General features: G+C 58.6%; 14 protein-coding genes. 1 reads left to right on the forward strand and 13 read right to left on the reverse strand.

Annotated features, from left to right (window positions below):
- Positions 1–32: 32 nt before the first annotated feature.
- The 4 genes from FJ320_03155 to mazG form a co-directional block, all read right to left on the reverse strand.
- Positions 33–479 carry a putative toxin-antitoxin system toxin component, PIN family gene (locus tag FJ320_03155; protein MBM3924974.1) on the reverse strand — a complete coding sequence of 149 codons (447 nt, stop codon included), beginning with the start codon at positions 477–479 and terminating at the stop codon, positions 33–35.
- Positions 454–702 carry a ribbon-helix-helix protein, CopG family gene (locus FJ320_03160; protein ID MBM3924975.1) on the reverse strand — a complete coding sequence of 83 codons (249 nt, stop codon included), beginning with the start codon at positions 700–702 and terminating at the stop codon, positions 454–456. The genes FJ320_03155 and FJ320_03160 overlap by 26 nt, the downstream gene beginning before the upstream one ends.
- Before the next feature lie 141 nt (positions 703–843).
- On the reverse strand, positions 844–2,214 hold the full coding sequence (locus FJ320_03165; protein MBM3924976.1) for a nicotinate phosphoribosyltransferase: 1,371 nt from the start codon (positions 2,212–2,214) through the stop codon (positions 844–846).
- The gene (mazG, locus tag FJ320_03170; GenBank protein MBM3924977.1) at positions 2,207–3,028 is read right to left on the reverse strand and encodes a nucleoside triphosphate pyrophosphohydrolase; all 822 of its coding nucleotides are present in this window, start codon (positions 3,026–3,028) and stop codon (positions 2,207–2,209) included. Before mazG ends, FJ320_03165 begins: the two co-directional genes overlap by 8 nt.
- A gap of 135 nt (positions 3,029–3,163) precedes the next feature.
- On the opposite strand from mazG, the gene FJ320_03175 reads away from it, so the two are divergent.
- Entirely contained in the window at positions 3,164–3,901 is a 738-nt protein-coding gene (locus FJ320_03175; protein ID MBM3924978.1) for a TIGR01906 family membrane protein, read from the forward strand.
- Here FJ320_03175 and FJ320_03180 read toward each other — a convergent pair.
- From FJ320_03180 to FJ320_03220, 9 genes are all read right to left on the reverse strand, one after another.
- On the reverse strand, positions 3,898–4,173 hold the full coding sequence (locus FJ320_03180; GenBank protein MBM3924979.1) for a zinc ribbon domain-containing protein: 276 nt from the start codon (positions 4,171–4,173) through the stop codon (positions 3,898–3,900). The two genes, FJ320_03175 and FJ320_03180, sit on opposite strands and share 4 nt — an antisense overlap.
- A 70-nt stretch (positions 4,174–4,243) precedes the next feature.
- Positions 4,244–4,981, reverse strand: coding sequence for a class I SAM-dependent methyltransferase (locus tag FJ320_03185; GenBank protein MBM3924980.1), 738 nt, complete (start codon positions 4,979–4,981; stop codon positions 4,244–4,246).
- Between the two features lie 14 nt (positions 4,982–4,995).
- Positions 4,996–5,394 carry a hypothetical protein gene (locus tag FJ320_03190; GenBank protein ID MBM3924981.1) on the reverse strand — a complete coding sequence of 133 codons (399 nt, stop codon included), beginning with the start codon at positions 5,392–5,394 and terminating at the stop codon, positions 4,996–4,998.
- A 97-nt stretch (positions 5,395–5,491) separates the two neighbouring features.
- On the reverse strand, positions 5,492–6,304 hold the full coding sequence (gene mutM, locus FJ320_03195; GenBank protein MBM3924982.1) for a bifunctional DNA-formamidopyrimidine glycosylase/DNA-(apurinic or apyrimidinic site) lyase: 813 nt from the start codon (positions 6,302–6,304) through the stop codon (positions 5,492–5,494).
- A gap of 95 nt (positions 6,305–6,399) precedes the next feature.
- The gene (polA, locus tag FJ320_03200; GenBank protein MBM3924983.1) at positions 6,400–9,153 is read right to left on the reverse strand and encodes a DNA polymerase I; all 2,754 of its coding nucleotides are present in this window, start codon (positions 9,151–9,153) and stop codon (positions 6,400–6,402) included.
- A gap of 178 nt (positions 9,154–9,331) precedes the next feature.
- A complete protein-coding gene (locus FJ320_03205; GenBank protein MBM3924984.1) occupies positions 9,332–9,874 on the reverse strand; it encodes a hypothetical protein in 543 nt (180 codons plus the stop codon).
- 31 nt (positions 9,875–9,905) lie between these two features.
- A complete protein-coding gene (gene coaD, locus FJ320_03210; protein ID MBM3924985.1) occupies positions 9,906–10,391 on the reverse strand; it encodes a pantetheine-phosphate adenylyltransferase in 486 nt (161 codons plus the stop codon).
- Positions 10,391–10,942 (reverse strand): 16S rRNA (guanine(966)-N(2))-methyltransferase RsmD, encoded by a 552-nt coding sequence (gene rsmD, locus FJ320_03215; protein MBM3924986.1) that lies wholly within the window; start codon positions 10,940–10,942, stop codon positions 10,391–10,393. The genes coaD and rsmD overlap by 1 nt, the downstream gene beginning before the upstream one ends.
- 539 nt (positions 10,943–11,481) lie before the next feature.
- Entirely contained in the window at positions 11,482–11,943 is a 462-nt protein-coding gene (locus tag FJ320_03220; protein MBM3924987.1) for a hypothetical protein, read from the reverse strand.
- Between the last annotated feature and the right edge of the window lie 117 nt (positions 11,944–12,060).

Below are 12,060 nucleotides of genomic sequence, written 5' to 3' on the forward strand. Positions count from 1 at the left end.
CCTAACTCCTTGTGCAGGACCTCGCTCCCGATTCAGCGCTCGCCCCTATTACGAAGCATAACATCTAGGAATTCGCCTGGGCTTACAATGCGAATTCCACGAAATTCTCTAAGACGCTGGATACCTTTATCGCCGGTCACGAGGTAGTCGGCTTCTGTCGCAATAGCGCAATCAAGGATCCGATTGTCTGCTGGCGAAAGGTCTGGAATGGCCACCATTCCAGGCGGATCAACGAGCAGGCAGCGGTCTTGGAGGAAGTTCAGCGAGGTGTGGATAATCTCTTCGGAGACCCGGAGTTTATTCCTGAGCACGCCCTCCACCTCTGCCAGGACAAATGGCGAAGCCACCGCGAGAATTTTTCCTGCGACAACCCCTTGGAGTATCAGGTTCGGCGTGCCGCCAGGAAAAGCGAATGCTGAGACTGGAACATTGCTGTCTAAAACCGCGCGGAGCCTATCCTCGGCTGCGCCGCTGCGCATGAATCAGCTCGTTGATCTGCTCTTCCGAAGTGATTCCTGCCTCTCGCACTCTCTGACCAATCTCCTGACTTAGAAACCGCAAGCGCCTGTCGTCTGCGTAACGGCGCAACGCCTCCCGAAGCAGTTCGCTGCGGGTTCGTCCTTCCAGGCGCATCAGCTCCTCAATCTGTTGTTCCATCTCCGGCGGAATGGAGATGGTAATAGTCTTGGTTGTTCTCCCCATGGGGCACTCCTCGCATCGACTGAGTGTTACTTAGTGTTACTCATTTCAGTTTAGCAAATCCTAATTCTGTGTCAACACCAGCGCCTGGTACAGCGTCCAAGCCCAGCCTTTCGGACCCATCGCTGAGCTTGCTGGTTTCCCCTACTCCCCCAACTCCTTCGTGAGCACCCGTTGCACCACCCTCTTCCGCAGCGACTCCAGCCCCGGGCTTATCTCCACGTTAAACCTAGCCTTGGCGTTTATATCCTTGAATTGCTCCGGCAGCTTCGCCATCTCCGACAGGTGGAACTCCCGCAGCTCCTCCAGCCCCGGCGCCGTCTTCACCCGCCTCCCTCCCCGCATCACCTCCTGCAGCAACGGCTCGCCGCCATCCTGAGCCGGTTCCTCATCCTCCATCGATATCACGTCCCTGTCATATAAACCCTGGTTGTCATAACAACGATAGACCTGCTTAGCCCCCGGCAGCGTCTCCTTCCCCGCGCTCAGCTTCAGCGTCGGCACGCCGCCGTACTCGACAAGCTTGTAGGCGCAGTCGGTCCATGACGCGTCGGCTGACACTGCCACCTTTGTTCCTACCCCGAACCCGTCGATGGCCGCGCCGCCCTTCACCAGCCGCTCCACCTCATATTCGTCCAGGCCGCCGCTGGCGAAGATTCGTACGAACCGCAGCTCCGCCTCGTCCAACAGCGCCCGGCACTTGCCCGACAGGTTCAATAGATCGCCGCTGTCCAGGCGTATGCCACGCAGGTAGTGGCCCTCCCGCAGCATCTCCAGCCCCACCGTGACAGCGTTCTTGGTGCCGTCGATGGGGTCATAAGTGTCGACAAGAAATACGCTGGTGTCGGGGAAGCTTTTGGCATAGGCACGAAAGGCGTCAATCTCGCGCGGGAAGCTGGTCACGAAGGAGTGGCCCATGGTGCCGAAGGTGGGGATGCTATATCGCTTCGACGCCATGACGTTGCTGGTGCCGCCGAAGCCTGCCAGATACCCTGCCCGCGCCATCTTCAGCGCCGAGTCCACCCCATGGCTGCGCCTCGACCCGAAGTCCACCACCGCCTTGCCCCCCGCCGCGCTCATCACCCTCGACGCCTTGGTGGTCAGGATAGTCTGGAGGTTTATCTGGTTCAGCAAGTAGGTCTCGACTAGCTGCGCCTCGATGATCGATGCGTTTAGCTCCAGCACCGGCTCGTCGGCGAAGAAGATGCCGCCCTCCGTCATGGCCCGCACGTCGCCGGTAAACCGCAGGTTGCTCAGGTACTGCAAAAACCCATCGTCGAAATGATGTTCCGACCCTAAATACTCGACAGCCTCGTCGCTAAACCTGAAGGACTCAAGATAAGACAGTACTTCATTTAGCCCGGCGAAGACGTAATAGCCCCGGCCAGGCCCATAGCTGCGAACGTACAGGCTGAAAACGGCCCGGTCGTCTAGCCCGCTTTTCCAGTAGGCCTCGGCCATGGTCAGTTCATAGAAGTCGGAAAAAAGCGAGAGGTCGGCGTTATTGTTAGGCATTGTCATGTCTTTTGCTGGCCTCGCCCTGCCCCACCACCCGTTTCGCCTCCTGCCACAGCCGCTCCTTCTCCTCCAGCGGCAGCGCCTTGAACTCCTGCCCCCGTTCAGCCGCCAGCTCCTCCATCTTTAAATATCGTGCGCGAAACCGCAGGTTGGCCCGTCGCAGCGCATCCTCGGCATGGACCCCTTCCCACCGAGCCAGGTTCACCACGGCGAACAGAAGGTCGCCGATCTCTTTCTCCTTCTCCTCCTGTCCCTCGGCCCTCGCTACCTCTCCCGCCTCCTCCGCCACCTTGTCCAGCACCCCTTTCACGTCCTCCCACTCGAACCCCTGCCTCCCCACCCGCTCCTGCATAAGCTGGGCGTAGGCTAGCGACGGCGTCGCCCCAGGAATCCCCTCCACTGGCGACTTCCGACCGCCCTTCTCTTTCTCCTTTAGCTTGTCCCAGTTCCGCTCCACCTCTCGCGCGTCCTTCACCCTCACATCGCCGAAGACGTGGGGATGGCGGCGCACCAGCTTCTCGTTTACCTGCCGCAGCACGTCGGCGATGTCGAACTGGCCGGCGCGCCGGGCCATGTCGGCGTGGAAGGCCACCTGCACCAGGATGTCGCCCATCTCCTCCGACAGCCGCTTCGGGTCGCCTGAATCGATGGCCTCCAGCACCTCGTAGCACTCCTCCAGCAGCGTCCGCTTCAACGACTCGTGGGTCTGCTCAATGTCCCAGGGGCATCCCCCTGGGGAGCGCAGCCTGTCCACAATTCGTATCAACGCGTCAAAGGTGCCAAGGTTTTGGGGCAAATTCGCGTCAGCCATAGGCCGATTATAGGTTCGCCCTTCTTTTGCTGGCAAGGAAAGGTGTCGGACGCTCTTCGTCATTCCGGCGGAACCCGGAATCCAGTCCTTCCCCAGCTTGGTAGAATACAAGATGTCAGCCATTATCTGAACGTAATGAATAAACACCTCCTACCAATAGCCGTCCTATTCATCGTGGCCGTGCCCCTCTTCCTCGTCACCGCCAGCGTCACCTGGGCCGTCAACGACCTGCGCCTCTACCAGCACGGCTTCGACAAGTTCGACATCGCCGAGGCCAGCGGCATCAGCGACGACGGTCTCATGCAAGCCAGCCGCGGCATTCGCGGCTACTTCAACTCGCGCCAGGAGCCGTTGCAGGTACGCGCCGTTGTCTTTGGACGAGAGATGGAGATTTTCAGCCCCAAAGAAGTCGCTCACATGCGCGACGTGAAGAAGCTGATTTGGGGCGTCTATGTGGTCGGGGCTGTAGCCTTAGTCTCCATCGGGTCAGCCTTCGCCCTCGGCTATTGGCGGCAGGGCCGCGCCTTCACGCCCACCCTGGCCCGATGGGCATTTTGGGCTGGCGGCCTCACCGTCGGCCTCATCGCCGCCATCGGCCTCACCGCCCTCGTCGCCTTCGATCAGCTATTCCTCGCCTTCCACCAGCTCAGCTTCGCCAACGACTTCTGGCAGCTCGACCCCTGCTGTGACTACCTCATCATCATGTTCCCCAACGGCTTCTGGTACGACGCCACTTTGTTCGTCGGCCTCGTCTCCATCCTCGGCGGCCTTTTGATAGCGGCGGCTGGCGCAGCTTATCTTCTAAAAACAAAGCGCCTCGCTCTTCCCTGGAGCAAGGCGCATGAGAAGACGATAGAAGAAGCCAAGGCTTAATGAGCGTGTCCGTGGCCGCCGTGGCTATGGCCGTGCCCCCCGCCCATCCCCGTGCTGCAGGCGCAGCCGCCGGGGCCGCAGTTCCCGCACCCGCCCATGCCCGCCAGCGACGCCGTCTCGCCATTAGCCCCCGTGCTCACCGCCGAGAATACGGATAAGGCTTTCTTGGCCGGCAGGTTGCACTTGGGGCAGTCGGCATGACTGGTCCCGGAAGGCTGTAACTTCTCGAAGCGATTGTTACACGGGGCGCACTTGTACTCGTAAATAGGCATCTGTTTTTACTCTTCCACTGAAATTGGAACTAATTTATTGTACCGCAGGTTGGGAAGTCAAATGGGGCATCTACGACCATACATACACCGAAACGTGCGTTGTGCTCGCCGTCGTAAACGGCTCCTTCCCCCACCCGCTCCACCTGTCCTTCAGTTTCAGCCCTGCTAGCTGCGCCATCAGGTCCATTTCGGCAGGCGGCGCAAGCCTTAGCTCCACGGGGTACAGTCGCACGCTATTATTGCTGATATGAACGTTCTGATACTGGACGCGCTGGGGATCGGTGGGATGAAGGCGCCCTGCATCCAGGACGACCAGATCTGGTCTTACGGTGTAGGCCTCCAGTTGTTGGCCCCTGGTAAAACGCGCCATGTCCGGCACAAAAGCCTCGATGAGGAACGCCCCGCCCGGCTTCAGATGCTTCGCCACGTTTTGAAAGCACCGCACCTGGGCCTCCTGGGTCACCAGGTTGTAAATGGTGTTGAAGGGTATATATACCAGCGAGAACTTGCCCTTCACGCCCACCTCCGCGAAGTCGCCGATGGCCACCGGTATGCGCTCCCCACCCGGCTTCTGTCGCATCCTGTCCACCATCTTCTCCGACCCGTCGATCCCCTCCACCTTCACCCCCCGCTTCGACAGAGGAATAGCAATGCGCCCCGTGCCGATGCCTAGCTCCAGCGCCCGGCCGCCCTTCGCCAGCTCCGCCAGCAAGTCAACGACAGGCCCCACGTCCTGCATGCTTTCATACATTTCGTCATAGACGTCGGCGTTTCGTTCGCCGTAGGAAGAAGGCTCATACTCTCGCACGGATTACCTTCTGACTAAGGAGATTTGCGTCGATGAAGTCTAGTCGAGCGAATGCCAACCATGGCCAAGCCTCGCACTCGAATAAGGCGGCGGTTCACTGGGTCTGGGGCTAAGGAAAAACCTTCCAGAGTATAAGCGCCAAGTAATGCTGCATCTCCTTCCCCGCCGAACACCACCATTGTTATACGCTCTTGCCCATTAAGGCGAGCTCTCGTTTGGGCCATCTCTCGTTCGATTACCCGACCATCAGCAGTTTCGAACTCCTGGCGGAATTCTGGCTGAACCCCCAAGCGGTCTAGGATATCTCTAGGAACCCAGGTATATGTAGAGCCAGTATCTACTAGGGCTGGAATGCTTTCCCATTGCCGCCCTTGGACGTCCCCTATCCTAATATTTACACTGAATGTGCCCATGACCTCATCATAGGAAGATGGTTTAAACTGGTCAAGTTCGCTTTGCTGGTTTGCAAGACCTTAAAGTAAAAGCGAATTGTACTTCAGAACTCAACCCCTACCTCTGGCACTTCCCGCACCAGTACGTGCTCCGTCCCCTCACCGGCGTCCTCCGAATAGCCCCGCCGCACCTGCGGCACGCCGACCCCTCCCGTCGAGGCACCCGCAGCGTCGCCAGCCCCTCCGACGACTCGGTGGGCGGCCCCGCCTGGTATCCCAGCGGCGCGATTGCCTCCACCGCCTCCCGCAGCACTGACACGATAGCCTTGTGCATCTGCTTTATCTGTGTATCCTTCAGGTCTGTGCCTAACGTCAACGGATTAATCGCCGCCGCGAAAAGCGCTTCGTCGGCATAAATGTTCCCAATCCCCGCCACCACCGACTGGTCGCACAGCAACGCCTTGATGGGCGCCTTGTGCCCGCTTAACTGTTTCGCCAGAACCGATGGCGTAAACGCTGGCTCCAGCGGCTCCGGCCCCAGCCCGCCCAAGACCTCCGACTCTTCCTCCACCAGCCACACCATCCCCATCTTCCGGGGGTCCACAAACCGCAGCTCCCGCCCGTCGTCCATCGAGAAGTAGTTCCGAGTCATCGGGTGCCGCGCCAGCTTCGACGGCTCCACCAGCAGCGACCCGGTCATGCGCAGGTGAAATATCAGGCTGTGCCCGTTGTCCAGCCTCGCGATTAGATACTTGGCCCGCCGCCCCATCTCCCGCACCCGACGCCCCGTCAGCCCCAGCACAAAATCCTCGATGAGCTTGGTCTGCACCGCCTTGGGCCACAAAATTGTCGCGCCGGTAAACCGCCGGCCCACCAGCCCCTGTGCCTCCAGCGCCCGCCGGAAAGCCTCTACATCTGGCAGTTCAGGCATTTATCAAACATTCCGATAATAATTTGGCCTGCATTCGGGAACTTACTTCTCGGCCGGAACCAAGAATCGCAAAGCAAAGGGTTAAGGGCGCGCCCTTACATATTCCCCCACGTAAGACCCGTCTTCACCTCCACCTTCAGCGGCACCGCCATCGTCGCGAAGCCCTCCAGCGCGTTGGGCATCTCCTCGGTAACAATCGACGTCAGCAAGGCCACCTCCGCCTCCGGCGCCTCGAACATCAGCTCGTCGTGGACCTGCAGTAGCATCCTAGACTGAAGCCTGGCCTCCTGCATCCGGCGGTGTACTCGAATCATCGCCAGCTTCATAATATCCGCCGCCGTCCCCTGAATCGGCATGTTGATAGCCATGCGCTCCCCAGCCTGCCGCACAATGGCGTTGCTGGCCTCCACCTCAGGGATGTAGCGGCGGCGGCCCAGCAGGGTCTCTACATACCCCGTCTTGCGGGCCTGCTCCCTCACGCCGTCCAGGTACCCCTTTATGCCCGGGTACTTGGCGAAATAGGTCTCGATGAACCTCCGCCCCTCGTCAGGCGAGAACTCGGTCTGCTGCGATATGCCGAAGGCCGACAGCCCGTATATCACGCCGAAGTTTAGTATCTTAGCCACCCGCCGGTGGTCCGACTTGACCTGCTCTATCGGCACCTCAAACATCATCGACGCCGTGGCCGAATGTATGTCCTCGCCTCGCAGGAACGCCTCCACCAGCGCCGGGTCCTGGGACATGTGCGCCAGCACTCGAAGCTCAATTTGCGAGTAGTCGGCGGAGAACAGCAGCCAGTTGGCGCCACCGTCCCTGGTGGCGGTAAAGGCCTTTCGCACCTTCCTGCCCAGCTCCGTCCTCACCGGAATGTTCTGCAAATTAGGGTCGTTGCTGGATATGCGGCCCGTGGCTGACCCCGCCTGGTTATAGCTGGTGTGCAGCCTGTGGGTCTTGGGGTTGATAAGCGTCGGCAGCGAATCGACGTACGTCGATTTCAGCTTGGTCACCTGCCGGTACTCCAGGATGCGTTCGATGACCGGGTGAGTGCCCTTAAGCGCCTCCAGCGCGCTGGCGTCTGTCGAATAGCCTGTCTTGGTCCGTTTGCCCTTACCGAGCTTCAGTTCGTTGAACAGCACGTCGCTAAGCTGCTGCGGCGAGCCGATATTAAACTCGTGGCCCACGTCCTGGTATATAGCCGTCTCCAGCGCCTTTATCTGCGCCTCCATCTCTATCGACATCTGCTCTAAAATGCCTGGCTCCAGCGTGATGCCGTTGCGCTGCATAGTTACCAGGATCTCCACCAGCGGCGCCTCCACCTTCTGGAACAGGTCCCAGCACCCCTGCTCTTTCAGTTCCTTTTCCACAATCGTCTGCAGCTGTCCCGCGTAATCGGCGTCGGCGCAAGCGTATGGTGCCACGTCGGCAATCGATACCTGGTCCATAGTCTTCTGCTTCCGTCCAGTGCCGATGAGCGCGGTTATCGGCGTCATCTCGTGGTGCAGCACGTCCAGCGCCATCTGCTTCAATCCCAACGCCTTCCGACCCAGCAGGTGGGCGGCGATCATGGTGTCGCAGGTGATGCCCTTGACCAATATGCCATGCTCGGCCAGCACCGTTACGTCGAAGTTCAGGTTATGGCCGCTCTTGGACAGCTTGACGTCCTCCAGCGCCGGCTTCAGCCTCGACGACACCGCCTCCAGCGGCAGCTGCTTCCCCTCCTGGTGCCCCACCGGCACATACCACGACCGCCCCGGCGATGTCGAAAAGCTCAGCCCTACTAGCTTGGCCCGCATCGGGTCCAGGCTGTCCGTCTCGGTATCGAAGGCGAAAGACCCGGCTTCGTGCAGCGCCGCGCTCAGCGCCTCCAGCGCCTCCGGCGTGTCCACCACTTTGTAGTCCAGCGATACGTCCTTCTTGTCCTGCGCGCCGTCGCGCACCGACGTCTTCAGCCCCTCCGGCACGCGAGGTATCACGCTCGTGAACTCTAGCTCGCGCATCAGGTTCACCACGTCTTGGCGGTCGTAGTTCCAGAACTTGGAGGACTCCAGGTCCAGCTCCACCGGCGCGTCGCGGCGAATGGTCGCCAGCACGCGGCTCTTGAACGCCTGCTCCTTGTGCTGGATTAGAAGCTCTCGAATCCTCGGCGGCGTCACCTCGCCGATGTGTTCGTAGACGCCTTCCAGATTGCCGAACTGTAACAGCAGCTTGGACGCCGTCTTATCCCCCAGCCCGGGCACGCCCGGGATGTTGTCCGAGGTGTCACCCTTGATGGCCTTGAAATCGATCTGCTGGCTGGGCGCCAGGCCGCCGTACCGCTCCCTCACCGCCGTCTCGTCATAGACCTTCTGCTCCTGGATGCTGTACGAAAGCAGGACTCGAGTGTATGGCGACACCAACTGCAGCGTGTCCGTGTCTCCCGTCAGAATTATGGTCTCGATGCCCTGCTCGTCCGCTTTTTTTGTCAGCGTGCCGATGATGTCGTCGGCTTCCAGCCCTGGCATCTCGACGACCGGAATGTTGAAAGCCGCCATGAGCTGCTTCACGCGCTCGAACTGCGGCACCATCTCGCTGGGCGCCGCGGGCCGGTGGGCTTTGTATTCAATGAACATGCTATGCCGGAAGGTAGGGCCGTGGGTGTCGAAGGCCATGATGCAGTGGGTGGGCTTTAAGTCGTTGATGGCCCTGAGGAAGGTGTTGGAGAACCCAAACACGGCGCTGGTGTTCTCTCCCGATCGTGTGGTCAGCGCCTGCCGCACCGATATGGCGTGGAACGCGCGGTGCACCATGGCATGGCCGTCCATAAGCATCAGTAAAGGCTTATCGCGGCCTAAGGGTAACGTGAGATTCATTCCTACCGACGACGCCATCAAGCACCGCCTTGCGTCATATTAACAAGGCGAATTATACACCATGAGGGCCTCTTATCCAGGCACAAAATCGGAGGCCTTGTCTCAGGCCGGGCCGCGCATAAAGAAAAGGCCCGCGGAGCAAGACGCCCCGCGGGCCTAAATATTATAAATTATTGCTTTAGCGGCCCGCTTCGACTTTTGCCGAGGAGCCGTTGCCGGTTGCTACAACTTCAAATGTGTCAATTCCATTAAGTAATGCTAGGCCGTTCCGAATGCTGGTCAGATTGGCCGTCAATTGCCGCTCCAAATTCCGCAGGGTCTTTACTGAATAGGCGTCCACTTCAGCCTTCCGTCCCTTGACCTCTGTGTCGGCGTGCTTGAGCATGCGCTGCGACTTCTGCTCCGCATCTTCAATGGTCTCGGCGGCCTTGCGCTGGGCGTCCTTCATTACCTCGGTCTGGTTCAGCCGGTTCCTGTACTCGTCCTCCGCCTGAGACCTGATCTTGCGGCGCTCCAGTTCCGCCTGGTTTACTATCTCGTCCTTCTTGGCCAGTATCTCTTTCGCAGCTTTCACGTCCTGTGGCACGGACATGCGAAGCTGGTCGACGAGCTCCTGGAGCTTCTTGGTATCCAGAAACGTCCTCTGAGTCGCGGGCACCTTGAGACTAGTGCTGATCAACGCCTCCATCCGGTCCAAAATGCTGACAATGTCCATGGCCATACCTGAATCCTCCTAAGTATTGATTGATTTTCTACCTGGACTGCTTCCGCTTTTTTCTTACCGCCTCAGCCACATGAGGCGGCACCAGGTTTCTAATGTCGCCGCCCAGAGCCGCCACCTCTTTTAAGAGGCTGGCCCTGATGAACTGGTACTCCAGGCGGGTTAAAAGGCACACCAACTCAATGTCCGGTTCCAGCTTTTTGTTCATAAAAGCCATGTCGTATTCATAATCGAAGTCCACACCGCTACGCAGGCCCCGCACAATGACGTCGGCACCCACCTGCCGCGCGTAATGAACCACCAGCCCCTCGAAAGGCCGCACTTCGATGTTGCGGTATTGCGCCACCGCCTTCTTGAACATATCGATGCGCTCTTCTACAGTGAACATAAGGCTTCGAGGCGACTTGGCGTACACGCCCACAATCACCTTCTCGAATATCTTCGACGAGCGTACAGCGATGTCCTGGTGGCCCAGGGTAACGGGGTCAAAAGTGCCCGGATACAAGGCTACGGTCATTAGACAGGGCCTGCCTTGTAGAAGTCGGCCACGCTGTCGCCGTAGCGGCGGGTTTTCAGGTGAACTATGCGGCCATAGGCGGCCTGCAATTCCTGGCGTTTGGAGTGCCCGACAACCACAATACCCCCGTCCTCCACCATCCCGGCCTTATCCAGGCCCTGGAGGACAGGGTCAATAGAAGAAAGCTTATACGGCGGGTCCATCAGGACCAGCCTATACGGTCCCTTTAACTCCGACAACGCTCGCTCCACTGCCATACAATAGACCTGCCCTTGGTCTAAAAAACTGGTCGCTTCCAGGTTTCCCTGGGCGACTGCGCACTGCCGGTGGTTTTGCTCCACCAAATCGGCCCACTGGGCGCCCCGGCTCAAAGCCTCTATTCCCAGGGAGCCAGTCCCCGCGAAGAGGTCCAGCACTCTGGCCCCCTCCACCATCTCAGGGCCCAGGACATTGAAAATCGCCGTCCTAACCAGCTCTGAGGTGGGCCTGGCGTCCGGGATGGCCGGGGGTTTAAGCCTTCTTCCCTTGGCTATCCCTCCAACAACGCGCATTTCAGACTATCCTGGGATTTTAGGCTTGCTGCTTGGCTAGAGTAAATAATTTTAGCCCCAATTTTTAACAAGTTTTAGCATTTTTTTATTTTTCGGGCCTATGGCTTAGTCGTCGCAAGACTCTCTGCCTAACCTTTACCACTATACGCTACTTTAATCCCGCTAGCTCCCCGGCTTTACATGAGCGGGAGGGATCTCGTCCCCGTAGGAGGATCGGCCCTGGCCTAAGGGAACAAGGTATAGGGTTACCTTCCCATCAGGTTCTCCCCCCTTCGGCCTGGAAGGCGAAGGGGGGATTTAGACGCCGTCCTGAGTATGCCTAAAGAGGGGGTTGTGGTATTTCTTTATTCTTTCCCTCTTCTCAGAAAGGAGAAGAGGGCTGTAAGCTCGCCGTGGCGAGATTAAGGGTGATGAGGTCGCCCCGCTTATGACTAGACATGTGTTGATCATTACTCATCCGCACCTAGGGACAAACTGGAAGACAGCATCTTTTCAGAGAAAGGCTGGCTTGCCTTTTAATGCAAACTCTGTAGCCGCTATTAGTTAAGGCTATACGTGGTCGTCACAATCATCATTGCCAGAGGGAAAGGGTTCTGGAACGCAATCACGTGTTCCCCGTCTGCGTCTGCTGTGATCTCAGCTTTTTGCTCAATATCTGATGAGGTGGGCGGCAATATCTGGACTCCAAGCTGGTCGTTAATAGCCATAATAATGCCGGCATCGGCCTTATTCTGACCCTCCGTGTCCCCCAGACCTACCGCTGAGGACCGCACCTTTACTTCGATTTTTAATGAATCTCCGCTTTTCAGTTGTACCGGAATGGAGCAGAAATTGGCTGGAGTGATATTCACTTCTTTGGTCTCGGTATAAGCTGTGGTTTGACCTCCGCCGCCTGGAGTGGCAGTGGTGCCGGGCAAGACAGTGCCCGCGGGTACGGTAGGAGTATTAGCCGCTTGGCCGCCGCCACAGGCCGCCGCCAGGGCGAGTGTTACAACGACCACTGCAAGGATTTACCACATTTACGATTTCTTAGCATATGTAAAGTCCCCTTTTGATACTGATACGGGAAGACGCCAAAACGCTCAAATAGAAGCTGATTAACTTAGAGCAGCCGTAGT

The organism is SAR202 cluster bacterium (assembly GCA_016872285.1).
GTDB lineage: Bacteria > Chloroflexota > Dehalococcoidia > Lucifugimonadales.

Excerpts from the sequence above, each read along its gene's own strand:
- FJ320_03160 (MBM3924975.1), bottom strand. The coding sequence starts at position 702 with ATGGGGAGAACAACCAAGACTATTACCATCTCCATTCCGCCGGAGATG.
- FJ320_03205 (MBM3924984.1), bottom strand. The coding sequence starts at position 9,874 with ATGGCCATGGACATTGTCAGCATTTTGGACCGGATGGAGGCGTTGATC.
- FJ320_03155 (MBM3924974.1), bottom strand. The coding sequence starts at position 479 with ATGCGCAGCGGCGCAGCCGAGGATAGGCTCCGCGCGGTTTTAGACAGC.
- FJ320_03165 (MBM3924976.1), bottom strand. The coding sequence starts at position 2,214 with ATGCCTAACAATAACGCCGACCTCTCGCTTTTTTCCGACTTCTATGAA.
- FJ320_03175 (MBM3924978.1), top strand. The coding sequence starts at position 3,164 with ATGAATAAACACCTCCTACCAATAGCCGTCCTATTCATCGTGGCCGTG.
- coaD (MBM3924985.1), bottom strand. The coding sequence starts at position 10,391 with ATGACCGTAGCCTTGTATCCGGGCACTTTTGACCCCGTTACCCTGGGC.
- FJ320_03180 (MBM3924979.1), bottom strand. The coding sequence starts at position 4,173 with ATGCCTATTTACGAGTACAAGTGCGCCCCGTGTAACAATCGCTTCGAG.
- FJ320_03190 (MBM3924981.1), bottom strand. The coding sequence starts at position 5,394 with ATGGGCACATTCAGTGTAAATATTAGGATAGGGGACGTCCAAGGGCGG.
- polA (MBM3924983.1), bottom strand. The coding sequence starts at position 9,153 with ATGAATCTCACGTTACCCTTAGGCCGCGATAAGCCTTTACTGATGCTT.
- mutM (MBM3924982.1), bottom strand. The coding sequence starts at position 6,304 with ATGCCTGAACTGCCAGATGTAGAGGCTTTCCGGCGGGCGCTGGAGGCA.
- mazG (MBM3924977.1), bottom strand. The coding sequence starts at position 3,028 with ATGGCTGACGCGAATTTGCCCCAAAACCTTGGCACCTTTGACGCGTTG.
- rsmD (MBM3924986.1), bottom strand. The coding sequence starts at position 10,942 with ATGCGCGTTGTTGGAGGGATAGCCAAGGGAAGAAGGCTTAAACCCCCG.